General features: G+C 67.7%; 17 protein-coding genes. 14 read left to right on the top strand and 3 right to left on the bottom strand.

Annotated elements, in window-relative coordinates:
• Positions 1–3: 3 nt before the first annotated feature.
• Positions 4–1,365: a UDP-N-acetylmuramoyl-L-alanine--D-glutamate ligase gene (gene murD, locus FV217_RS06240; protein WP_147816087.1), complete on the top strand. Its 1,362-nt coding sequence runs from the start codon at positions 4–6 to the stop codon at positions 1,363–1,365.
• Between the two features lie 120 nt (positions 1,366–1,485).
• Here murD and FV217_RS06245 read toward each other — a convergent pair whose 3' ends face one another.
• Both FV217_RS06245 and FV217_RS06250 read right to left on the bottom strand, forming a co-directional pair.
• A complete protein-coding gene (locus tag FV217_RS06245; RefSeq protein WP_147816089.1) occupies positions 1,486–2,949 on the bottom strand; it encodes a PAS domain-containing methyl-accepting chemotaxis protein in 1,464 nt (487 codons plus the stop codon).
• A gap of 297 nt (positions 2,950–3,246) precedes the next feature.
• Positions 3,247–4,356: a methyl-accepting chemotaxis protein gene (locus tag FV217_RS06250; protein ID WP_147816091.1), complete on the bottom strand. Its 1,110-nt coding sequence runs from the start codon at positions 4,354–4,356 to the stop codon at positions 3,247–3,249.
• Positions 4,357–4,683: 327 nt separating this feature from the next.
• On the opposite strand from FV217_RS06250, the gene FV217_RS06255 reads away from it, so the two are divergent.
• The 12 genes from FV217_RS06255 (at position 4,684) to FV217_RS06310 (ending at position 18,976) form a co-directional block, all read left to right on the top strand.
• Entirely contained in the window at positions 4,684–5,850 is a 1,167-nt protein-coding gene (locus FV217_RS06255; RefSeq protein WP_147816093.1) for a putative peptidoglycan glycosyltransferase FtsW, read from the top strand.
• Positions 5,847–6,956: a UDP-N-acetylglucosamine--N-acetylmuramyl-(pentapeptide) pyrophosphoryl-undecaprenol N-acetylglucosamine transferase gene (locus FV217_RS06260; RefSeq protein WP_147816095.1), complete on the top strand. Its 1,110-nt coding sequence runs from the start codon at positions 5,847–5,849 to the stop codon at positions 6,954–6,956. The genes FV217_RS06255 and FV217_RS06260 overlap by 4 nt, the downstream gene beginning before the upstream one ends.
• A gap of 45 nt (positions 6,957–7,001) precedes the next feature.
• Positions 7,002–8,408, top strand: coding sequence for a UDP-N-acetylmuramate--L-alanine ligase (murC, locus tag FV217_RS06265; RefSeq protein ID WP_147816097.1), 1,407 nt, complete (start codon positions 7,002–7,004; stop codon positions 8,406–8,408).
• Positions 8,409–8,418: 10 nt separating this feature from the next.
• The gene (gene murB, locus FV217_RS06270) at positions 8,419–9,345 is read left to right on the top strand and encodes a UDP-N-acetylmuramate dehydrogenase (protein WP_147816099.1); all 927 of its coding nucleotides are present in this window, start codon (positions 8,419–8,421) and stop codon (positions 9,343–9,345) included.
• 46 nt (positions 9,346–9,391) lie between these two features.
• Complete coding sequence (locus tag FV217_RS06275) at positions 9,392–10,315, top strand: D-alanine--D-alanine ligase (RefSeq protein WP_147816101.1); 924 nt, start codon at positions 9,392–9,394, stop codon at positions 10,313–10,315.
• On the top strand, positions 10,282–11,226 hold the full coding sequence (locus FV217_RS06280; protein WP_147816103.1) for a cell division protein FtsQ/DivIB: 945 nt from the start codon (positions 10,282–10,284) through the stop codon (positions 11,224–11,226). The genes FV217_RS06275 and FV217_RS06280 overlap by 34 nt, the downstream gene beginning before the upstream one ends.
• A 54-nt stretch (positions 11,227–11,280) precedes the next feature.
• Complete coding sequence (gene ftsA / locus FV217_RS06285; RefSeq protein ID WP_147816105.1) at positions 11,281–12,603, top strand: cell division protein FtsA; 1,323 nt, start codon at positions 11,281–11,283, stop codon at positions 12,601–12,603.
• 100 nt (positions 12,604–12,703) lie between these two features.
• On the top strand, positions 12,704–14,407 hold the full coding sequence (gene ftsZ, locus FV217_RS06290; protein ID WP_147816107.1) for a cell division protein FtsZ: 1,704 nt from the start codon (positions 12,704–12,706) through the stop codon (positions 14,405–14,407).
• Positions 14,408–14,724: 317 nt separating this feature from the next.
• Positions 14,725–15,672, top strand: coding sequence for a UDP-3-O-acyl-N-acetylglucosamine deacetylase (gene lpxC / locus FV217_RS06295; RefSeq protein ID WP_147816109.1), 948 nt, complete (start codon positions 14,725–14,727; stop codon positions 15,670–15,672).
• 267 nt (positions 15,673–15,939) lie between these two features.
• Positions 15,940–16,779: an outer membrane protein assembly factor BamD gene (locus FV217_RS06300; RefSeq protein WP_147816161.1), complete on the top strand. Its 840-nt coding sequence runs from the start codon at positions 15,940–15,942 to the stop codon at positions 16,777–16,779.
• 189 nt (positions 16,780–16,968) lie between these two features.
• Positions 16,969–18,642 (top strand): DNA repair protein RecN, encoded by a 1,674-nt coding sequence (gene recN / locus FV217_RS06305; protein ID WP_147816111.1) that lies wholly within the window; start codon positions 16,969–16,971, stop codon positions 18,640–18,642.
• A 127-nt stretch (positions 18,643–18,769) separates the two neighbouring features.
• Positions 18,770–18,976 carry a hypothetical protein gene (locus FV217_RS06310; protein ID WP_147816113.1) on the top strand — a complete coding sequence of 69 codons (207 nt, stop codon included), beginning with the start codon at positions 18,770–18,772 and terminating at the stop codon, positions 18,974–18,976.
• Positions 18,977–19,096: 120 nt separating this feature from the next.
• On the opposite strand, the gene FV217_RS06315 is transcribed toward FV217_RS06310, so the two are convergent.
• A complete protein-coding gene (locus FV217_RS06315) occupies positions 19,097–19,360 on the bottom strand; it encodes a hypothetical protein (protein ID WP_147816163.1) in 264 nt (87 codons plus the stop codon).
• Between the two features lie 533 nt (positions 19,361–19,893).
• On the opposite strand from FV217_RS06315, the gene pstS reads away from it, so the two are divergent.
• Positions 19,894–20,934, top strand: coding sequence for a phosphate ABC transporter substrate-binding protein PstS (gene pstS / locus FV217_RS06320; protein WP_147816115.1), 1,041 nt, complete (start codon positions 19,894–19,896; stop codon positions 20,932–20,934).
• The last annotated feature ends 198 nt before the right edge of the window (positions 20,935–21,132 follow it).

Here is a 21,132-nt window from a genome sequence, read left to right on the forward strand (position 1 = left end):
ACGATGACGCCCGCCACCACCTTCGCCGGCCAAAAGCTCGTCCTGTTCGGCCTCGCCGGCTCCGGCCTCGCCACGGTCCACGCGCTGAAGGCCGGCGGCGCCGACGTGATCGCCTGGGACGACAGCCCCGAGAGCGCCGAGCGGGCGCGCGGCCTCGGCATCACCGTCTCGGACCCGCGCGAGGCGGACTGGTCCGGCTTCTCCGCGCTCGTACTCTCGCCCGGCGTGCCGCTGACCCATCCCGAGCCGCACTGGACGGTGGAACTGGCAAAGGCGGCCGGCATCCCGATCATCGGCGACATCGAGATCTTCTGCCGTGAGCGCGCGGCGGTTGCGCCGGATGCCCCATTCGTCGCGATCACCGGCACCAACGGCAAATCGACCACGACGGCGCTGATCGCCCACGTGCTGGCCCAAGCCGGCTACGACGTGCAGATGGGCGGCAATATCGGCACCGCGATCCTGTTGTTGGAACCGCCGTCGCGCGAACGCATCCACGTCGTCGAGCTCTCGACCTTCCAGATCGACCTGACGCCGTCGCTGAAGCCGAGCGTCGGCATCCTGCTCAACCTCACCCCCGACCATCTCGACCGGCACGGCACCATGGAGGCCTATGCCGCCATCAAAGAGCGCGTGGTGGCATCGGCCGACCTCGCCATCGTCGGCGTCGACGACGCGCATTGCAGGGCCATCGCCGGGCGGCGGACGGGACCGATGGTCCGCGTCCATGTCGCGGGTCACGGCGAAGCCGAGGCGGAGCTGATCGCGCGAGAGGGCCGGGTGACCGAGGGGGAGGGGGCGGTGCTCGCCGACCTCGACGGAATCGGGTCGCTCCGCGGCGCCCATAACTGGCAGAACGCGGCCGTTGCCGCCGCGGCCGTGCGCGCCTTCGGCGTCGAGGGCGAGTCGCTGGCCGCCGCCCTGAAAAGCTTCCCGGGTCTCGCGCATCGCATGGAACAGGTCGGACGGCGCGGGCGCGTACTGTTCGTCAACGATTCCAAGGCGACCAACGCCGATTCCACCGAGAAGGCGCTCACCGCTTTCCGCGACGTCCATTGGATCGTCGGCGGCAAGGCGAAGGAGGGCGGGATCGTAGGACTGGCTCCACTGTTCGACCGCGTCGCCCACGCCTACCTGATCGGCGCATCGAGCGCGGCGTTTGCGCAGACGCTGGACGGGCGCGTGCCCTTCACGCTCTGCGAGACGCTCGACATTGCCACGGCGAAAGCGGCGGAAGCCGCCGCTGCTTCCGAAGCGGCCGAACCCGTGGTTCTGCTCTCGCCGGCCTGCGCCTCGTACGACCAGTTCCGGAATTTCGAGATCCGGGGCGACCGCTTCCGAGAGTTGGTCAAGGCGCTGGGCTGAGGCGCGCAAGAGGCGGGTTGACCGCCTCGACGCGCCGCAACCCGTCATCGATTTCACGCCTCGCGCGCCGTTCGGGTCCGGGTACCGCTTCGCGGCCCCGGAATCACGTCGGCGGGAATTCTACCGGGCCAGCACCTGCGCCGCGTTGCGCGTCGTCGCGACGGCGTCGGAGACCTCCGAGACGGCGGTCGAGATCGCGTTGATGTTCTCCGAGATGTCGCTGACGGCGCGGGAGGCGTCCTGCATGTTGGCCGACATGTCGCGCGTGACGGCGCTCTGCTCCTCCACCGCCGCGGCGGTGGCGACGACGTGGTTACGCACGATCTCGACCGAGCCGCGGATCGAGTCGAGGGCGCCGACGACCTCGTTGGAGACCGCCTGCACGCTGTTGATCTCGCCGTTGATCTGATCCGTTGCGCGCGCCGCCTGCGCCGCGAGGTTCTTGACCTCCTGCGCGACGACGGCGAAGCCGCGGCCGGCATCGCCCGCGCGGGCAGCCTCGATCGTGGCGTTGAGTGCGAGCAGGTTGATCTGCGAGGCGATGGTGTTGATGAGACCGACGATGCCGGTCATCGAGCTCGCCGCATCCGAGAGCCGGCGCGTGAAGTCGCTTGCCTGCTGCACGCGATCGAAGGCCAGGTCGGTGGCGTCCTGCGACTTCGCCATGCTCTGCGAGATCTCGGAGACAGAGGCGGCGAGCTCTTCCGCCGCGGCGGCCATCGTCTGGACGCTGCCCGAGGTCATTTGGGCTGCGCCGATCGCCGCGCCGGATTCGCGGCGCGAGCGCGTCACGGCATGCTCGATGTCCTCGATCATGGTGCCGAGCCGCGCGAGCAGGTTGATCTGATCGGTGATGTCGGTGGCGAACTTCACGACCTTGTAGGGTCGGCCGGAGGCGTCGACGATCGGGTTGTAGCTCGCCTGGATCCAGACCTCGAGCCCACCCTTGCCGATGCGCTTGTAGCGGTCGGCCTGATAGATGCCCTGCTTCAGGGCAGCCCAGAATGCGGCGTAGTCACCGCTCGCGCGATACACGGGATCGATGAAGATGCGGTGGTGCTGGCCCTTGATCTCGGCGAGCGTGTAGCCGGTCAACGTCAGGAAGCTGTCGTTCGCCTCGAGGATCTCGCCGTCCAGGGTGAAGGAGATGACGCCCTGCGCCTTGCGGATTGCGGCGATCTGGCTGGCGCGGTCGGCGTCCTCGGCCTTCTGGCGCGTGATGTCGGTGGCGAACTTGACGACCTTGGTGGGCTTGCCGTCCCGTCCGAAGATCGGGTTGTAGGAGGCCTCGATCCAGACCTCGCGGCCGTCCTTGCCGATGCGCTTGAACTGTGCGGCCTGGAACTCGCCGGCGCGCAACTTGTCCCAGAAGGCGCGGTATTCCGGGGACTGCCGGTAGGCGGGCTCGACCAGCATGCCATGAGGCTGTCCGACGATTTCGGCCAGCGAATAGCCGATTGCCCCGAGAAAATTTGCATTGGCCTTAATTATAATTCCGGACAAATCGAATTCGATGATCCCTTGAACCCTGTCGAGCGCAGCGAGAGTTGCTTCGGTCTCGATATGTTTTTTCAATGCAAACATCTGATCGCACTCTATCATGAGCGACCCGACGATTACGGCCCCACGCGAAGACGCCGACGACCAGTCAAACAACCGGTGTTAGTGTGATTCGATGTTCCGATCGCAAGGCGGCAGCTGAATTCCTGCGGCGATCGATAATACCGGATTACTTAAAATTGTCTTTTGCTAGGTTAAATCCACCACTCAGTCAAGAAGTCGACGGTTCGGCCTCCGTCGGCTCGGGAACCCGACGGCCGGCCGCCACGGGATCGAGGGTCCATGAAGGCGGCTTCCATTAAGCGGCGCTGCACCGACCGATCAGCGGGCCAGCACACGCGCCGCGTCACGCGTGGTCGTCACCGCGTCCGATACCTGGGTGACACTCGACGAAATCGCCGTGATGTTGTCCGCGATCGTCGCCACGGCGCGAGCGGCATCCTGCATGTTCGCCGACATGTCGCGGGTCACGGCCGACTGCTCCTCCACCGCGGCAGCCGTCGCGACCACGTGGCTGCGCATCGTGTCGACCGAACCGCGGATCGAGGCGAGCGCATCGACGACGTCGTTCGAGATCGCCTGAACGCTCTGGATCTCGCCGTTGATCTGCTCCGTCGCACGGGCGGCTTGCCCGGCAAGACTCTTAACCTCCTGCGCGACCACCGCGAAGCCGCGTCCGGCATCGCCGGCCCGTGCCGCTTCGATGGTGGCGTTGAGGGCGAGCAGATTGATCTGCGCGGCAATGGTGTTGATCAGGCCGACGATCCCGCTCATCGCGTTGGCGGCGACGGAGAGCCGCTTGGTGTAGTCGCCGGCCTCCTGCACACGCTCGAAGGCGCTCTCGGTCGCGGTCTGGGACTTGGCCATGCTCTGGGAGACCTCGGCGACCGACGCCGCAAGTTCCTCCGTCGCGGCGGCCATGGTCCCGACGCTGCTCGATGTGGAACGGGCCGCATCGAGGGCCGTGCGCGATTCCTCGGTCGAGCGGCCGAGGGCCTGATCGATCTCGCCGAAATTGCGGTCGATCATGGTCCGCAGGTCGCCGAGCAGTTTCATCTGCGCGGTGATGTCGGTGGCGAACTTCACGACGCGATAAGGCTTGCCGTCACGTCCGAGCAACGGATTGTAGGAGGCCTCGATCCAGATGTCGTTGCTCGCCTTGGCGACGCGCTTGAACTGCCCGGCCTGGAACTGGCCCTCGCGCAGCTTGTCCCAGAAGTCGCGATACTCGTTCGAGTTCCGGTAATCGGGATCGACGAAGATGCCGTGATGACGTCCGATGATCTCGGCACGCGTGTAGCCGACGGCCGCCAGGAAATTCGGGTTGGCATCGAGAATCGTACCGGAGAGATCGAACTCGATGATGCCCTGCACGCGATCGAGCGCTGCCAGCTTGGCATCCTTCAAAGCGGTCTTTTGCGATGCAAACATTGGATTACTTCATTCCAAGTTCGAAACTGCGTCGGTTCCGCAGTCAAGCAGATAAAAGGCATCGAGTCCGAACCCGATACTTCGACCCGGCCCATTTTGAGGAACACATCGAGTTCGTAAGCGGGCTGGTGGACATCACACTCTCTCCGTAATTCATAATACGACCTTAAGTACATTGCCCGGTGCTCCAATCTCTCAGCCCACTGGTGGAAAGGGCATTTTCAGGCCAAGCGCGGGCCTCTCTAAGGAAGTGTTTACCATTCCCTTTCACGATCCCGGCCGGCTGTGGCGCCCATTCGCGCGGCCTGCCGGAGGTCACCACCCGCCATGATGTCCCGCGCCGAGCGCACGCCCTTGAACGACTGGTGGTGGACGGTGGATCGCGGCCTGCTCGCCGGGCTCGGTTGCCTGATGGTGGCGGGCCTGGTCTTCCTGATGGGCGGCGGACCGCCGGTGGCCGAGCGCATCGGCCTGCCGACCTTCTACTTCCTGAACCGTCAGGCGATGTATCTCGCGCCGACCATCGGGCTGATCATCGCCGTCTCGTTCCTGTCGCTGCGCCACATCCGGCGCTTCGCCCTGGTGACGTGGGTCGCGGGCGTCGCGCTCTGCGTGCTCGCCGGCAAGTTCGGGCCCGAGATCAAGGGCGCGCATCGCTGGATCCAGTTCGGCCCCTTCGGCCTGCAGCCCTCGGAATTCGTGAAGCCCGCCTTCGTGGTCGTCGCCGCCTGGGCCTTTTCGGAGGGCGCGCAACGGCGCGACATGCCCGGCGGCATCCTCGCCATGGCGCTCCTGCCGATCACGATCGTGCCGCTGATCCTGCAACCCGATTTCGGGCAGACGATGCTCATCACCATCGTCTGGTGCACGCTGTTCTTCGTCGCCGGCCTGCACTGGTTCTGGGTTGCGGGTCTCGGCGCCGCCGGGCTCGTCGGCGTGCTGGCCGCCTACACCTTCCTCCACCACGTCAAGGAGCGCATCAACCGCTTCCTCGACAAGGATTCCGGCGACAGCTTCCAGGAATTCTGGTCGCGCGAATCCTTCACCTCCGGCGGCTGGCTCGGCACCGGGCCGGGGGAGGGCGTCGCCAAGCGCCACCTTCCGGATGCACATACCGACTTCATCTTCTCCGTGACCGGCGAGGAGTTCGGCGTGCTGGTCTGCCTCGGTCTCGTCGCGCTGTTTGCCTACATCGTCATGCGGGGCCTAAAGCTCGCGCGACGTACCGACGACACCTTCTCGAGGCTCGCCATCACCGGACTGACAACGCTCTTCGGGCTCCAGGCCTGCATCAACATGGCGGTGAACACGCAGCTCATGCCGGCCAAGGGCATGACGCTGCCCTTCGTCTCCTACGGCGGCTCGTCGCTGATCTCGCTGGCGCTCGGCATGGGGTTTTTGGTGGCGCTCACCCGCAAGCGGCCCCGCACCACCGCGCTCGGCCAGCGTCCGCCCGGCACGACCCCCTCGGCCGTGCCCGGTCTGATGCAGTGACGGTCTTCCAACCCCTCGTTCTGCTCTGCGCGGGCGGGACCGGCGGACACCTGTTTCCCGCCGAGAGTCTCGCCTACGCCCTGAAGGCCCGCGGCATCCGCGTGGCGCTCGCCACCGATGCGCGGGTCGACTCGATCTCCGGCGAGTTTCCTGCGGAAGAGATCGTCACGATCACTTCGGCGACGCCGTCCGGCCGCTCGATCCTCCAGCGCGCCGGCGCGATCGGCACGCTCGGCCGGGGTTTCGGCCGTGCCGCGAAGGAGATCCGCCGGCTGAACCCGGCGGCCGTGATCGGCTTCGGCGGCTACCCGACCGTGCCGCCAGTCCTCGCCGCACAGATGCTGCGCGTACCGACGATCCTGCACGAGCAGAACGCGGTAATGGGCCGGGCCAACGGATTTCTGGCCCGCGGCGCCCGCGTCATCGCCACCGGTTTCAAGGATGTGCGCGGCGTGCCGGTGAAGGCCACCGCGCGGCGCGTCCATACCGGCAACCCCATCCGCCCCGCCGTATTGGCGGTCGCCGACACGCCCTATCCGTCGCTCGAACCGGGCAGCCCGCTCCACCTCCTCGTCTTCGGCGGCAGCCAGGGCGCGCGGGTGATGAGCGACGTGGTGCCCGCCGCGATCGAGGCGCTGCCGGCGGACCTCCGCAACCGGCTGCATATCGTCCAGCAGGCCCGGCCGGAAGACCTGACGGCGGTTCAGAACCGCTACCTCGCCATGGGCCTCGCCGGCATCGAAGCCGCCCCGTTCTTTCGCGATCTACCGGGCCGCATGGCGCGCAGCCACCTGATCGTCGCACGCTCCGGCGCCTCGACGGTCTCCGAGCTCGCCGCGATCGGCCGTCCGTCGATCCTGGTGCCGCTCCCCGGCGCCCTCGACCAGGATCAGGCGGCGAACGCCGAGACGCTCAGTGCGATCGGAGCGGCGCTGCACTTGCCGCAGACCGCTTTCACCCCGGACCGGCTGACGGCCGAGTTGGTCGACTTCTTCGGAAACCCCGAAAAATTGACCACAGCGGCCAAGGCCGCCAAAACCGCGGGCATTCTCGACGCGGCCGAGCGTCTGGCGGCACTCGTCGTCGAGACCGCCGCCCGCACCTGATTCTTTTCGTATGTTCGCTTCGGCGCCCAAGACGGAACGCACCCTATGAAGCTGCCGGATAAACTCGGACCCATCCACTTCATCGGCATCGGCGGCATCGGCATGTCCGGTATCGCCGAGGTGATGTCGAACCTCGGCTACACCGTGCAGGGCTCCGACGCGAACGACAACGCGAACGTGCGGCGCCTCGCCGAGAAGGGCATCCGCACCTTCGTCGGGCATGCGGCCGAAAACGTCGAGGATGCCGCCATCGTCGTGGTCTCCACCGCGATCCAGCGCGACAACCCCGAGCTCATCGCCGCCCGCGACCGCCGCCTGCCGGTGGTGCGCCGCGCCGAGATGCTCGCCGAGCTGATGCGCTTCAAGTCCTGCGTCGCGGTGGCCGGCACGCACGGCAAGACCACGACGACCTCCCTCGTCGCGACCCTGCTCGACGCCGGGAACCTCGACCCCACCGTGATCAACGGCGGCATCATCAACGCCTACGGCACCAACATGCGCATGGGCGCGGGCGAGTGGATGGTGGTGGAGGCCGACGAGTCGGACGGCACCTTCCTGAGGCTGCCGGCGGACGTCGCCATCGTTACCAATATCGACCCCGAGCATCTCGACCATTTCGGCTCGTTCGACGCGATCAAGGACGCCTTCCGGCGCTTCATCGACAACCTGCCGTTCTACGGCTTCGCCGTGATGTGCATCGACCACCCGATCGTGCAGGACCTCGTCGGCCATATCGAGGACCGGCGCATCATCACCTACGGCGAGAATCCGCAGGCCGACGTGCGCCTGCTCGACGTCGACCTCAGAGGCGGCCAGAGCCGTTTTCGCGTGATGATCCGCGACCGCCGGCCCGGCCTGCGCCTCGAGATGGAGGACCTCGTCCTGCCGATGCCGGGCAAGCACAACGCGCTCAACGCCACCGCCGCGCTCGCTGTCGCCCACGAACTCGGTGTGCCGGCCGACGCGATCCGCAAGGCGCTCGCCGGCTTCGGCGGCGTCAAGCGCCGCTTCACCCGCACCGGCGAGTGGAACGGCGCCATCATCTTCGACGATTACGGCCACCACCCCGTCGAGATCGCCGCCGTGCTCAAGGCGGCCCGCGCCTCCACCGACGGCAAGGTCATCGCGATCGTGCAGCCGCACCGCTACACCCGCCTGCAATCGCTGTTCGACGATTTCTGCACCTGCTTCAACGACGCCGACACCGTCATCGTCGCCCCGGTCTACGCTGCCGGCGAAGCCCCGATCGAGGGCATCGACCGAGACTCCCTCGTCTCGGGTCTCCGCTCTCGCGGCCACCGCGACGCCGTGGCGCTGGAAAAGCCGGAGGACCTCGCGGGGATCGTCGCAGGCCATGCGGGGGAGGGCGATTACGTCGTATGCCTCGGGGCGGGGACGATCACGCAGTGGGCTTATGCGCTGCCGGGTGAGTTGACGGCTTTGAAGGGGTGAGGGAACCCCGATGACCGCGTCACTCATCGACGACATCCGCGCCGCCGCGCCTGCCCTGCGCGGCCGCCTGATCGCCAACCAGTCGCTCGCCGACCTGACATGGTTCCGCGTCGGCGGTCCGGCCGAGGTGCTGTTCAGCCCGGCCGACGAGGAGGATCTGGCGCTGCTGCTCGGTGCGCTCGATCCGGCCGTGCCCGTTACGGTGATCGGCCTCGGCTCGAACCTGATCGTGCGCGACGGCGGCATTCCCGGCGTAACGATCCGGCTCGGCGGAAAACCCTTCGGCTCGGTGGCGGTGGACGGCGATACGCTGCGGGCCGGCACCGCCGTGCCTGACATGCGACTCGCCAAAGCCGCGGCCGAGGCGGGTCTCGACGGGCTCGCCTTCTACCGCGGCATCCCCGGCTCGGTCGGCGGCGCGCTGCGCATGAACGCCGGCGCCCATGGCGGCGAGACCACCGACGTTCTCCTCGAGGTGCGTGGCGTGGACCGCGCCGGCAACCTGCGCAGTTTCAGCCACGCCGAAATGGGCTTCTCCTACCGTCACTGCTCCGCACCCGACGACGTGATCTTCACGAGCGCCCTCTATCGCGGTCGCCCGGGCGACCGCGAAGCCATCGAAGCCGAGATGGATCGCGTCACCGCGGCCCGCGAGGCGGCGCAGCCGATCCGCGAGCGCACCGGCGGCTCGACCTTCAAGAACCCGGACGGCGGCAAGGCCTGGCAGCTCATCGACGCCGCCGGCTGCCGGGGGCTGACGCGGGGCGGCGCGCAGGTCTCCGAGATGCACTGCAACTTCCTGATCAACCGCGATGGGGCCACCGCGGCCGACATCGAGGGGCTTGGCGAGGAGGTGCGCCGACGCGTTCGCGAACACTCGGGCTACGCGCTGCATTGGGAGATCAAGCGGATCGGCGTATCAGCCGACGCAATCTGACCCAGTCACATCCTCCAAGCCTTACGGCGTCATTCGGAGCCCACCCATGCCCAAGCACGTCGCCGTCCTGATGGGCGGCTGGTCCTCCGAGCGGCCAATCTCGCTGAGTTCGGGCAATGCCTGCGTCGCGGCGCTGGAAGGCGAGGGCTACCGGGTTACCCCGGTCGATGTCGGGCCGGACGTGGCGACCGTGCTGACTGAACTGAAGCCCGACGTGGCGCTCAACGCCCTGCACGGCCCGGCCGGCGAGGACGGCACCATCCAGGGCCTTCTGGAAATCCTGAAGATTCCCTACACCCATTCCGGCGTCCTCGCCTCGGCGCTGGCGATGCACAAGGAGCGCGCCAAGACGGTGATGCATGCCGCAGGCGTCGCCGTCCCCGAGGGCCGCGTCGTTAACCGTTACGTTGCAGCGAAGTCACACGCGCTGGTTCCGCCATACGTGGTTAAGCCCATCGCCGAGGGCTCCTCCATGGGGGTCATCATCGTGCGTGACGGGCGCTCGCATCCGCCTCAGATCCTCGCCTCGGACGAGTGGGTCTACGGGGAGGAAGTCCTTGTGGAGACTTACGTTGCGGGCCGCGAGCTGACCTGCGCCGTGCTGGGCGACAGGGCACTCGGAGTCATCGAGATCAAGCCCGCTTCGGGGGAGTGGTACGACTTCGACGCGAAGTACGCCGAGGGGGGGTCGATCCACGTCCTCCCGGCCGAAATTAAACCAAATGTTTACCAGCGTGTCCAAGAGTTGTCGTTAACGGCGCATCAAGCACTCGGGTGCCGGGGCGTAAGCCGTGCGGACCTTCGATACGACGACACGCCGGGTGGAACCGGCGCCCTCGTCGTCCTGGAGGTCAACACGCAACCCGGAATGACCCCGACGAGCCTTGTGCCGGAGATGGCAGCCCATGCGGGCTTGAGTTTCGGTGAGCTCGTTCGATGGATGGTGGAGGACGCCTCTCTGGGACGCTGAACGCCGCCGGGCATCCGGACGGCGCCGGCTTCCCCTCGGCGATCGCGAGCCGGCTCCAGGGTGTCCTGAAGCCGGCGCTGCGGTCCCGCCGCTACCGGGCGTCCCTGCCGATCGAGGCACGGATCCCGCGCGGCTTCGGTGTTGCGCTGATCGCCGGCACCATCGCCACGCTCTCCGTCTTCGGCTTCGTCGCCAGCGGTCGCTACGACGCCTTCGTCGCCGAGAACGGCCGCCCCCTCGACATCGCAGCGCGCATCGCCGGTTTCGGCGTCGACCGCGTCACCATTTCCGGCCTCTCGCGGATGTACGAGCGCGAGGTCATGCAGGCTGCCGGCATCGACTGGCGCACCTCCGTGCCCTTCCTCGACGTCGCCCAGGTCCGCGAAAAACTGATGGCCGTGCCGCTCATCGCCACGGCGTCGGTGCGCAAGCTCTATCCCAACGAGATCGTGATCACGCAGGTCGAGCGCGAACCCGCCGCACTCTGGCAGAAGAACGGCGAGATCCGGGTGATCGCCGCCGACGGCACCGTCATCGACGAGATGCGCGACGACCGCTACGCCAACCTGCCGCTCGTGGTCGGCGAGGACGCCAACGTCCACCTGCAGGAATATCTCGGCCTGATCGACGCCGCCGGACCGCTCGGCGAGCGCGTCAAGGCCGGCAGCTACGTCTCCGGCCGGCGCTGGACGCTGAAGCTCGACGGCGTCGACATCCGCCTGCCCGAGACCGGTGCGGGCGAAGCGCTGGCCCGGCTGGTCGAACTGGAGCGGAAGAACCGCCTCCTGGAGAAGGACATCATCGCGGTCGACCTGCGCCTCGCCGACCGCGTGGTGCTGCGACTGACAGAGGAGGCCGCCGCGGCACGCGCGGAGGCACGTAAGAAGACGAAGAAGGGGACCGCGACATGAGCCGTCTCGTTTCCGCCGACCCCGTTGCAGCGTCCTCCCTTCGGTAAGCGTCCCATGCAATCCCACCACGGCCTCACGCCGCGTATGAAGCCTCTCTCAGCCCGCCGGAGCGCGACGCTGTCGGTGCTCGACATCGGCACCAGCAAGGTCGTCTGCCTCATCGCCGAGCTGCAGCCGATCGAGAGCCTCTCGACCCTGCGCGGCCGCACCCACATCGCCCGCATCATCGGTATCGGCCACCAGCGCTCGGTCGGCCTCAAGGGCGGCGCCATCGTCGACCTCGAAGCCGCCGAGAACGCGATCCGCCAGGCGGTCCATGCCGCCGAGCGGATGGCGAAGGTCGAGGTGCAGTCGGTCATCGTGAACATGTCCGGCGGCCGGCTCGCCTCGCAGCGTTTCGAGGCGCGCGTGAACGTCCGCTCCGGCACCGTCACCGGCGCCGATGTCGAGCGCGTGCTCGAGACGGCCAGCGCCCACGGCGTCGGCACCGGCCGCGCCGTTCTGCACGCTCTCCCCACCGGCTATGCCCTCGACGGGCAGGGCGCCGTGATCGACCCGTCGGGCATGATCGGCAACGCACTGAGCGTCGACCTCCACGTCGTCACCAGCGAGGCGGCCGCGGCCCGCAACCTGATGCTGGCGGTGGAACATTGCCATCTCGGCGTCGAGGCGGTGATCGCGACGCCCTACGCCGCCGGCCTGTCGGTCCTCGTCGACGACGAGGCCGAGATCGGCTGCGCCGTGGTGGACCTGGGCGGCGGCACCACCAGCGTCGGCGTCTTCTCCGGCGGACACCTCGTCCACACCGACGCCATCGCGGTCGGCGGCCATCACGTCACCATGGATATCGCCCGCGGCCTCTCGACCCGGGTCGCGGCGGCCGAGCGCCTCAAGACGCTCTACGGCTCGGCCATCTCCACGCCGTCCGACGAACGCGACATGATCGCGGTCCACGGCGTCGGCGAGGACGAGGGCGACACGCCGAGCCACGTTCCGCGCTCGCAGCTCGTGCGGATCATCAAGCCGCGGGTCGAGGAAATCCTCGAACTCGTCCGCGACCGGCTGCGCAAGGCCGGCTACGCGGCGCAGGCCGGCAACCGGCTGGTGCTGACGGGCGGCGCGAGCCAACTCGTCGGCCTGCCGGAGACGGCCCGGCGCGTGATGCAGGGACAGGTCCGGATCGGGCGCCCGCTCGGCATCCGCGGCCTGCCCGAGGCGGCCAAGGGGCCGAGCTTCTCGGCCGCGGTCGGGCTGCTGGTCTACCCGCAGGTCGCCCATGCGGAGCACTTCGAGCCACGCCGGCAGCGCGCTTTGGCGGCGACCGGGACGGGCGGATATTTCGACCAGCTCAAGCAGTGGATCGGCGAGAGCTTCTGAAACGGACTGACCCGGCCGCCCGCGAGGATGGCCGATCGACAACGAACCGGGCGCTCCAGGGCGCACACCCAAAGCTAAGAGTTTGAAGGGGCTTCACACCATGGCCATCTCCCTGCAGGCGCCGGACATCCGGGAACTCAAGCCCCGCATCACCGTCTTCGGTGTCGGCGGCGCCGGCGGCAACGCCGTCAACAACATGATCGAATCCGGCCTGCTCGGCTGCGAGTTCGTCGTCGCCAACACCGATGCCCAGGCGCTGACCTCCTCGAAGGCAGAGCGCGTGATCCAGATGGGTCTCGGCGTGACCCAGGGCCTCGGCGCCGGCTCGCACCCTGAAGTCGGCTCGGCCGCCGCCGAAGAGGTCATGGACGAGATCCGCGACCAGCTCTCGGGCGCGCACATGTGCTTCATCACCGCCGGCATGGGCGGCGGCACCGGCACCGGTGCGGCTCCCGTCATCGCCCGCGCCGCCCGCGACATGGGCATCCTCACCGTCGGCGTCGTGACGAAGCCCTTCCAGTTCGAGGGCACCCGCCGCATGCGCACGGCCGATTCGGGCATCGCCGAGCTTCAGGCCGCCGTCGACACCCTCATCGTGATCCCGAACCAGAACCTGTTCCGCGTCGCCACCGAGAAGACCACCTTCGCCGACGCCTTCGCGATGGCCGACCAGGTGCTCTATTCGGGCGTCGCCTGCATCACCGACCTGATGGTTAAGGAAGGCCTGATCAACCTCGACTTCGCCGACGTCCGCGCCATCATGCGCGGCATGGGCAAGGCGATGATGGGCACCGGCGAGGCCTCCGGCGAGAACCGCGCGCACCGCGCCGCGGAAGCCGCCATCGCCAACCCGCTCCTCGACGAAGTCTCGATGAAGGGCGCCCGCGGCCTGCTGATCTCGATCACCGGCGGCGCCGACCTGACCCTCTACGAGCTCGACGAGGCCGCCACCCGCATCCGCGAGGAGGTCGATTCCGAGGCCAACATCATCCTCGGCGCCACCTTCGACGAGAGCCTGGAAGGCATCATCCGCGTGTCGGTGGTCGCCACGGGCATCGAGCCGGCCCTGATCTCGGCGAACTCGCCGAACAACATGGTCGTCGCCGAGACCGAGCAGCGCATCGCCGAAGTCGCCGAGAAGCTCCGCGCCGAGGCCCGCATCCGCGCCGCCCAGCCGGTTCCGCAGATCGCCCAGACGCCGCGCCCGATCTCCGACTTCCAGACCGCCGCACCGGCGATCCAGGCTCCCGCACCGCAGCCCGTCGCCGCCGAGCCAGCCCCGGCGCCGGTGGGGCGTGACGACGTCGTGCTGACGCAGGCCCCCCCGCGTACGCAGATGTCCTACGAGCAGCCCCAGGCCCAGGCGCCCGCTCCCGAGGCGGCGCCGCTCCAGGCCGGCCCGTTCGTGCCGCCGCGCCCGCAGGTCGCCCGCGCCCCGCGGATGCCGCAGATCTCCGATCTGCCGCCCCACACGCAGGCTCAGATCCGTCAGAATCGCGGCGAGGCCCCGGTTCAGGCCGAGCCCGAGCAGGATTCGAAGCGGATGTCCCTGCTGCGCCGCCTCGCCACGGTCGGCTTCGGCGGACGCCGCGAGGAAGCCGAGGCCGCGCCGCTGCCGCAGATGCGTCAGCCCGCCGCCCCGGTCGCGCAGGCTCCCGTGGCTCGCGCTCCGGTGGTCCAGGCTCCGCAGTACCGCCCGGCCCAGGGCAACCTCGACGCGCAGGGCCGAGTCGCCCCCCAGCCGCGGCTGATGGACGACGACCACCTCGAAATCCCGGCCTTCCTGCGCCGGCAGGCCAACTGAGCGCCGATCCACCGTTCGGCTGAAGCTTTTGCGCCACAGGCCCGGGACCGAAAGGTCCCGGGCTTAACTATGCGTTAAGTCCTTGAAAGATTTCCGCTTTTGAAACTTTGTGGCGGAACCGTGGCTGTAACAGAACGTAAGAAACCGTGATTTGGCCAGCGTTTGCAGCGCAGCTATAAATTTCCCCGGAACGAAAAAGGCGCGACGGTTTTCGGACGGTTAGCGCTCGCAGGGGCTTCAAGCAGCGGACGGACTTTTCAGGCGGTACGCTCTCGTTCGAGGGTGTGTGGGCCGGGTCCTGCCCGAGGGCTAAGGGAATGCGGACGAACCAACAAACGACGCTGAAGGCGTCCATCTCCCTGAGCGGGATCGGTGTCCATTCGGGCAATCCGGTCGAGATCACGCTCCACCCGGCTCCCGCCAACGACGGGATCTGCTTTCTCCGGACCGGCATGCCGAACGGCAACGACCGGCTCATCAAGGCCCACCACGCCTGCGTGTCGGCCACCGAACTCTGCACCGTGATCGGCGACGTCGAGAGCGGCGCGGTCGCCACCATCGAGCACCTGATGTCGGCGCTCTACGGTCTCGGCCTCGACAACGTCCTCGTCGAGATCGACGGCCCCGAGATGCCGATCCTCGACGGGAGCGCGCTTCCCTTCGTACGGGCCATCGACAGCGTCGGCCTCGCGAATTGCTCCGCTCCGAAGCGCTGGATCAAGGTCCTCCGCCCGGTCCGCATCGAGGTCGGCCGCTCCTTCGCCGAACTCCGCCCGATCGACCGCGGCTTCCGCCTCGACGTCGAGATCGATTTCGAGAGCCCGGTCATCGGCCGCAGCCGCAAGGCCATGGACCTCACCCCGGCGAGCTACCGCCGCGACATCGCCGGCGCCCGCACCTTCGGCATGATGAAGGACGTCGAGCGCTACTGGAAAGCCGGCTTCGCGCTCGGCGCCTCCCTCGAGAACACCGTGGCCGTCGGCGAGAACTCCGTGGTCAACCCCGAGGGCCTCCGCTTCGCCGACGAATTCGTCCGCCACAAGATCCTCGACGCGGTCGGCGACCTCGCGCTCGCCGGCCTGCCGCTTCAGGGCGCATACCGCTCCTATTGCGGTGGCCACCGCATGAATGTCGGCGTCCTCTCGGCCCTGTTCTCGGACCGCGCCAACTACCGCATCATCGAGGCCCAGAACACGCGCCGCGAGACCTCCCTGGTGGAGCTCGGCGCCGGCCTCGGCATCGCCGCCTTCGCGGCCGATCTGTAACTCGCAAGACACACTGGGCCGCGACTGGGGACGACACCGTCTCCGCCCCATCGCCGCCGCTTTCGCGCCCGAATCGATAGCCACGGTTAAAGTCACGTGAACGGCGAGAGACGGCATCCTGCCGCTCGTCCGGCGACATGATGGCGTAGGGATCCCGGCCCGTAGAGGTCGCTCCCGTGAGAGGACGTGACAGGGATGCCTCTGACCTTTGCCCGTAACGGCGTTAAGAGCGCCACCGTGAAGAGCGTCACCCTTGCGGCCACGCTCATGTTGCTCGGCACGACCCCGGGCTATTGCGGTTTTCTCGACAATCTGGACCCGAGCAACTGGTTCGCCGAGAAGTACAAGCCCGAAGTCCAGGCGGACATTCCGGCGGACAAGCTCTACAGCGAGGGCCTGGCCAATCTCGAGGACCGCAACTTCGAGATCGCGTCCCAAAAATTCGACGACCTCGACAAGCGCTATGCCTATTCGGACTGGTCCCGCAAGGCGCTGCTGATGACGGCCTATTCGAACTACGAAGGCCAGAAATACGACGACGCGATCAGCGCCTCGAAGCGCTACCTGCAGCGTCATCCCGCCACCAAGGATGCTGCCTACGCGCAGTATCTGATGGCGATGTCGCAGTACAAGCAGATCCCCGACGTCACCCGCGACCAGGACCGCTCCGAGAAGGCGCTCGTCGCCCTGACCGAGCTCGTCCAGAAGTATCCGACGTCGGAATACGCCGCGGACGCGAAGGCCAAGATCCAGATCACCCGCGACCAGCTCGCCGGCAAGGAGATGGAAGTCGGCCGCTACTATCTCGAGAAGCGCAACTTCCCGGCCGCGATCAACCGTTTTCGCGATGTCGTCTCGAAGTACCAGACCACCCGCCATGCCGAGGAGGCGCTGGAGCGCCTGACCGAGGCCTACATGGCGCTCGGCATCACCGCGGAGGCGCAGACCGCCGCCGCCGTGCTCGGCCACAACTTCCCGGACAGCCCCTGGTACAAGGACGCCTTCGCGCTCCTGCAGACCGGCGGCCTGGAGCCGCGCGAGGAAAAGGGCTCGTGGCTCTCCAAGATCTACCGCGGCGTCATCGGCCGCACCGCCGCCGCCGAATAGGCAGGGCGCCTCACGGGATCTGGAAAGGCGGGAGCGGGAACGCTTCCGCCTTTCTCATTTTGAGCGTGAGTTCTGCGTTGGTTCCGGTATTACGCCTTGTCGCGCGCTCTCACGCCGAACCGGGTTCCACTTAGGCGGAGCGCGCTCTAAACAGCGACGTCCTTTCACAGCTTGGTCCCGCCGCGCGGCATGCTCGTCCAGCTCGCGATCCGCGACATCGTTCTCATCGACAAGCTCGCGCTGAACTTTTCCGAAGGACTGAGTGTCCTCACGGGCGAGACCGGTGCGGGCAAGTCGATCCTACTCGACGCCTTCGCGCTGGCGCTGGGCGGCCGCGGCGACGGCGGCCTCGTGCGCCACGGCCAGCCGCAGGGCGGCGTGACCGCGGTATTCGACGCACCCCTCGACCACCCCGCCCGCAAGATCGCGCAGGAAGCGGAGATCGACACCGAGGGCGACCTGATCCTGCGCCGCACGCAGTTCGCCGACGGCCGCACCCGCGCCTTCGTCAACGACCAGCCGGTCGGCGTGCAGGTGCTGCGCGCCATCGGTACGGCGCTCGTCGAGATCCACGGCCAGCACGACGACCGCGCGCTCGCCGACCCAGCCACGCACCGCGCCATCCTCGATGCCTTCGGCGGGCTCCAGAAGCCGCTCGCCGCGACCGCTCAGGCAGCGAAGCGCGTCCGCGCCGCGCGCGAAAAACTCGGCGAGCATCGCGCCCGCGTCGCGGCCGCACGCAAGGAGGCCGACTTCCTGCGCCACGCCGTCGACGAACTCGCGACGCTCGATCCGCAGGCCGGCGAGGAGGCCGCGCTGGCCGAGCGCCGCACCGTGATGCAGCAGAGCGAAAAGATCGCCCGCGACTTGCATGAAGCGCTGGACGCGGTCGGCGGCCCGAATGCGGGCGCGGCGCATCTCTCCTCGGCCGTGCGCAAGCTCGAACGGCGTGCGGGCCAAGCCCCCACCCTGGTCGAGCCGTGCGTCGCGGCGCTCGATGCCGCCCTCACGGCCCTCGACGAGGCCCGCGCCGTCATCGACGCCGCGATCCTCGAGGCCGAGTTCGACCCGCGCGAATTGGAGCGAGCCGAGGAACGGCTGTTCGCCCTCCGCGCCGCCTCGCGGAAATACGACGTCGCCGCCGACGACCTCGCGATGCTGCGCGGCCGCTACGAGGCGGATGTGGCCGCCATCGACGCCGGCGAGGAGGCCTTGGGCGGCCTGGAACGCGATCTCGACGAGGCCGAGTCGCTCTTCGCCAAGGCAGCCAAGACCCTGAGCGAGGGCCGCGCACGCGCGGCAAAGTCCCTCGACGCCTCGGTGAAGGCCGAGTTGCCGCCGCTGAAGCTGGAGCGCGCCCGCTTCATTACCCAGATCGTCGTCGATCCGGAGTCACGAGACACCGCCGGCATCGATCGCGTGGAATTCCACGCCCAGACCAATCCCGGCACCAAGCCCGGGCCGATGATGAAGGTCGCCTCGGGCGGCGAGCTCTCACGGTTCATGCTGGCATTGAAGGTAGTGCTCGCCGACAAGGGTTCGGCCCCGACGCTGATCTTCGACGAGATCGACACCGGCGTCGGCGGCGCCGTCGCCGACGCCATCGGAGCGCGCCTGGCGCGACTATCCGAGCGGGTACAGGTGGTCTCCGTCACCCACGCCCCTCAAGTCGCGGCCCGCGCCGACACGCATTTCCTGATCGCCAAGGACGCCGTGCGGGGTGCCGACCGGGTTGCCACCCGCGTCGCCTCGCTGGCGAGCGAGGCCCGGCGGGAAGAAATCGCCCGGATGCTCGCAGGCGCGACAATTACCGACGAGGCCCGCGCGGCTGCGGCCAGATTGCTACAGTCGTCGGAGGTTTGATCCAGGCCGCGACAAAAAGATAACCTTAACGATAAACCTTTGTTAACCATGTCCGGCGAGTTTGGTCCGAGGCGATATTTTCGCGCGGTGGTTAACCGCACCGAAGAGCAGAATCAGGGTTCCGTCCATGGCACAGTTTGCGCGGCAGACCGACGCCACCGGCTCCGAGCGGAGGCATCCCGCTCTCAGCGGTGAGACGCGTGAACGTCTCGGCACCGCCCTGCGGGCCGTCTACGAGGGCGCGGTCGAGACCCAACCGATCCCCGACGCCCAGATCGATCTGCTGCTGCGCCTTCGGCACAAGGAGCGGGATCAGCGGCGCTCCGCCGCATAGATCACGCTACGCTTTGATCGAATCGATCAAAACGCAGAAAGCGTGATCGATTCAAAAGTTGAGAGCAGGCTTCGCGCGAAAAACCGTTGCCACTTTTTCGCAGCCTGCTCTGATCGGCCTCTACCAGCGTCGCGCACCGGGCTGGCGCCGATACTCGGCGGCCCGGATCAACGTCATCACACGGTCGAGATCCTTGAGCAGCGACGCCTCGCGTCGGTGTGCTCCCGCAATCTCCGCGTCGTCGGTTCCGAACCGCTGCTGTTGCTGAGCCAGCGTCAGCTCACGCTCGAGCGCTTCCCGCTCGCCGTGCAGGGCGAGAAAGGCCGCGTCTGGCGGATCGACCGGCACGACGCCGTCGACGGGAGATGGCGGTTTTGCCGCCACGTCGAACTTCTCCACACTTGGCCTCACGAGACTCGGCCTCACGAACAGCGATACTCGCTCATTTGGACCCGCACGCAATCGCCATCGTCGGACCTGACGAGAAGCAACGCGCGGATGCATGAAGCGGTTCGTATTTTCGATGACGCCAGATTTTTCCGACCGTCATCGCATATCGACATCCCCCGCCACGGGGCGATCATGACGCCGTCCAAGAGCATGACACGGCAGCCGGTCACCGACGCTGCTTGGCTGAAGATCCGACAGCGGGGACGTCGGCATGATCGCCGGAGAGCTCAGCCTTTTAAAGCATCGGCTTTGCCGACGACCGGCAGCGCCTTTTCGGGACGACGTTCCAGTATCGTCCGCACGCGTTCCTGAGCGTTGCCGGTACATGTCATCGGCGTGTCATGTCGTCGTCATATGGCCGGCTTCGTCGAGAGGCTAATGCCGCACTGCCGAAACGGGCAGGGCAGAAGCCCGGACAGCCTGGCGACTGCGCCGCGGCCGTTCGCCCGACAGACACGGAGATGCACGTGAAACCCTTCACCTTCGCGCTGGCCCTTGGTCTCGCGACCCTCCAGCTCGCCGCCCCGGCTCTTGCCGGCGACATTACCGGCGCGGGCGCCACCTTCCCCTTCCCGGTCTATTCGAAGTGGGCCGAAGCCTACCGCAAGGATACCGGCACGGGCCTGAACTACCAGTCGATCGGCTCCGGCGGCGGCATCAAGCAGATCCAGGCCAAGACCGTCGATTTCGGCGCCACCGACGCGCCGCTCAAGGGCGCGCAGCTCGAGAAGGACGGCCTCGTCCAGTTCCCGACCGTCATGGGCGGCGTGGTTCCGGTCGTGAACATCGCCGGGATCGAGCCGGGCAAGCTCAAGCTCACCGGCGAGATCATCGCCGACATCTACGCCGGCAAGATCCTGAAGTGGTCGGATCCGAAGATCGCCGCGCTGAACGAGGGCGTCACGCTTCCCGCCGCCAACATCACGCCGGTCTATCGCTCGGACGCGTCGGGCACGACGAACATCTTCACGACCTACCTCTCCCAGGCCTCCGAGGGCTGGAAGAAGGAGTTCGGGGCCGCGACGACGATCTCCTGGCCGGCCGGGCAGGGCGGCAAGGGCAACGAGGGCGTCACCGCCACTGTCAAGCAGGTCCCGAACGCCATCGGCTACGTCGAATCGGCCTACGCCAAGCAGAACAAGCTCGGCTACGCGCTGATCCAGAACAAGGCCGGCAAGTACCCGCAGCCGGACGACAAGGCCTTCCAGGCCGCCGCCGCCAGCGCCGACTGGAAGTCCCAGCCCGGCTTCGGCATCTCGCTGACCAACCAGCCCGGCGAGGATGCCTGGCCGATCACGGCCGCGACCTTCATCCTGGTCTACAAGGAGCCGGCCGACCCGGCCAAGGCCGCCGACGTGCTCAAGTTCTTCGACTGGGCCTATAAGAACGGCGACAAGCTCGCCGTCGACCTCGACTACGTGCCGCTGCCGGACAACGTCGTCGCGCTCATCCACGACGAGTGGAAGGGCATCAAGGGCAAGGACGGGAAGCCCGTCTCGGGCATGTGAGACGGTTCAACCCTCCCCCCACTGCGGGGGAGGGTGCCTCGCGGATGCGAGGCGGGAGAGGGGCGGCTCCGCACTCTCCGGATAACGCGCTCCCCTCTCCCGACCCCTGCCGACGCAGGGGCCATCCTCTCCCCAACCAAAATCGGGCATGCCCGATTTTGGCACCAAGGTTCAGGTCTCGGGCAAGCCCGAGGCCTG

Source organism: Methylobacterium sp. WL9 (assembly GCF_008040035.1).
In the GTDB taxonomy this organism is placed as follows: domain Bacteria; phylum Pseudomonadota; class Alphaproteobacteria; order Rhizobiales; family Beijerinckiaceae; genus Methylobacterium; species Methylobacterium thuringiense.

Coding starts and splice junctions, on each gene's coding strand:
- FV217_RS06310 (WP_147816113.1), top strand. CDS start 18,770: ATGGCACAGTTTGCGCGGCAGACCGACGCCACCGGCTCCGAGCGGAGG.
- FV217_RS06245 (WP_147816089.1), bottom strand. CDS start 2,949: ATGTTTGCATTGAAAAAACATATCGAGACCGAAGCAACTCTCGCTGCG.
- murB (WP_147816099.1), top strand. CDS start 8,419: ATGACCGCGTCACTCATCGACGACATCCGCGCCGCCGCGCCTGCCCTG.
- murD (WP_147816087.1), top strand. CDS start 4: ATGACGCCCGCCACCACCTTCGCCGGCCAAAAGCTCGTCCTGTTCGGC.
- murC (WP_147816097.1), top strand. CDS start 7,002: ATGAAGCTGCCGGATAAACTCGGACCCATCCACTTCATCGGCATCGGC.
- FV217_RS06255 (WP_147816093.1), top strand. CDS start 4,684: ATGATGTCCCGCGCCGAGCGCACGCCCTTGAACGACTGGTGGTGGACG.
- ftsZ (WP_147816107.1), top strand. CDS start 12,704: ATGGCCATCTCCCTGCAGGCGCCGGACATCCGGGAACTCAAGCCCCGC.
- FV217_RS06250 (WP_147816091.1), bottom strand. CDS start 4,356: ATGTTTGCATCGCAAAAGACCGCTTTGAAGGATGCCAAGCTGGCAGCG.
- ftsA (WP_147816105.1), top strand. CDS start 11,281: ATGCAATCCCACCACGGCCTCACGCCGCGTATGAAGCCTCTCTCAGCC.
- FV217_RS06275 (WP_147816101.1), top strand. CDS start 9,392: ATGCCCAAGCACGTCGCCGTCCTGATGGGCGGCTGGTCCTCCGAGCGG.
- FV217_RS06280 (WP_147816103.1), top strand. CDS start 10,282: ATGGATGGTGGAGGACGCCTCTCTGGGACGCTGAACGCCGCCGGGCAT.
- lpxC (WP_147816109.1), top strand. CDS start 14,725: ATGCGGACGAACCAACAAACGACGCTGAAGGCGTCCATCTCCCTGAGC.
- FV217_RS06300 (WP_147816161.1), top strand. CDS start 15,940: ATGTTGCTCGGCACGACCCCGGGCTATTGCGGTTTTCTCGACAATCTG.
- recN (WP_147816111.1), top strand. CDS start 16,969: ATGCTCGTCCAGCTCGCGATCCGCGACATCGTTCTCATCGACAAGCTC.